Annotated in this window: 1 protein-coding gene; it reads left to right on the forward strand. The window is 70.1% G+C overall.

Annotated features, from left to right (window positions below; all coding sequences use genetic code 11):
* Positions 1 to 114: 114 nt before the first annotated feature.
* Positions 115 to 1,467: an IS4 family transposase gene (locus ABT154_RS33855; protein WP_351862222.1), complete on the forward strand. Its 1,353-nt coding sequence runs from the start codon at positions 115 to 117 to the stop codon at positions 1,465 to 1,467.
* Positions 1,468 to 1,502 lie beyond the last annotated feature (35 nt).

Raw genomic sequence — 1,502 nt, forward strand, 5'->3', positions numbered from 1 at the left:
CAACGCCGTTCAGTTAGGCGTAGAGGCTGTTCGTCAAGGCCGGTGAACGAGGCAGCGGAGCTGCTGTAGAAGAGGTTTGTCCTCCAAGACATCCTCACCACAGGAGCTCCGCTGTTGGAACAGGCTGCCATAACCAGGACGGTCGGGGTAGCGGCCGGGGTGTTCGCGCCGGGCCATATCGGCGAGCTGACCCGGATCGTGCCGTTCGAGATGGTCGACGAGGTGCTGGCGGAGGCCGGCGCGGTCCAGCGGAGGGTCCGGCTGGTGCCGGCGCGGGTCACCGTGTACCTGCTGCTGGCCGGAGCACTCTTCGCCGGGCTGGGCTACCGGCAGGTCTTCGACCGGTTGTGCGCCGGTCTGGCGGGCCTGTCGGTAGCCAGACCGAGCGGCAGCGCGTTACGGCAGGCCCGTCAACGTCTGGGGGCAGCCCCGATGAAGGCGCTGTTCGACCTGGTCCGCGGGCCGGCGGCCACGACCGCGACGGCGACGCGGTGGCGCGGGCTGCTGGTCGTGGCGGTCGACGGCACGCTGCTGCCGGTGCCGGACGCTCCCGCGAACCTCGCGGTGTTCGCCAAGCAGCGGTGCAACAACGGGGCCGGGGGCTATCCGCAGATCAGGCTGACGGCACTGGTGGCCTGCGGGACCCGGTCGGTGATCGGGGCCGTGTTCGGCCCGGCGACCACCGGTGAGCTGGAATACGCGCGCCGGCTGGCCGGCGATCTGCGTGCCGGGATGCTGCTGCTGGGCGACCGGAATTTCGCCGCCGCCGACCTGCTGAACCGCTTCGCGGCCACCGGCGCCCACCTGCTGGTGCGGTGCAAGTCCGGGCGGAACCTGCCACCGGTGGCCCGCTGCCGGGACGGCTCGTTCCTGTCCCGGCTGGGAGCGCTGACCGTGCGGGTCATCGACGCAGAGATCACCATCACCACTTCCCAAGGGATCCGCACGGGTCACTACCGGCTGCTGACCACCCTCACCGACCCCATGACCCACCCGGCCCGCGAGCTCATCCGGCTCTACCACGAGCGCTGGGAGATCGAGACGGCCTACGCGGAGCTGAAGTCCACGGTCCTGGGCGGACGGGTCCTGCGGGCCCGCACCCCGGCCGGTGTCGAACAGGAGGTCTGGGCACTGCTGGTCGCCTACCAGGCACTGCGGACCGCGATGACGGATGCGACCGACAGCATCGCCGGCACCGACCCCGACCGGGCCGGCTTCACCGTCGCCTTGTCCGCCGCCCGCGATCAACTCGTCCTGGCGGCGGGCATCATCGCCGACACTGACATCGACCTGGTCGGAGTCATCGGCCGCCATGTGCTGGCCCAGCTTCTGCCCGCCCGGCGGGTCCGCACCAAAGACCGCATCGTCAAACGCGCGATCTCCAAATACAACGCACGCGGACCCGCCATCGACCGGGCTACCTACAAGGCCACCATCAGCATCAGCATGCTCACGACCGACCCTTGACGCCCCGGCCCCGCCCTTAACTGAACGGCGTTGGT

It is taken from the genome of Streptomyces sp. NPDC001728 (assembly GCF_040297565.1).
Classification (GTDB): Bacteria; Actinomycetota; Actinomycetes; order Streptomycetales; family Streptomycetaceae; genus Streptomyces.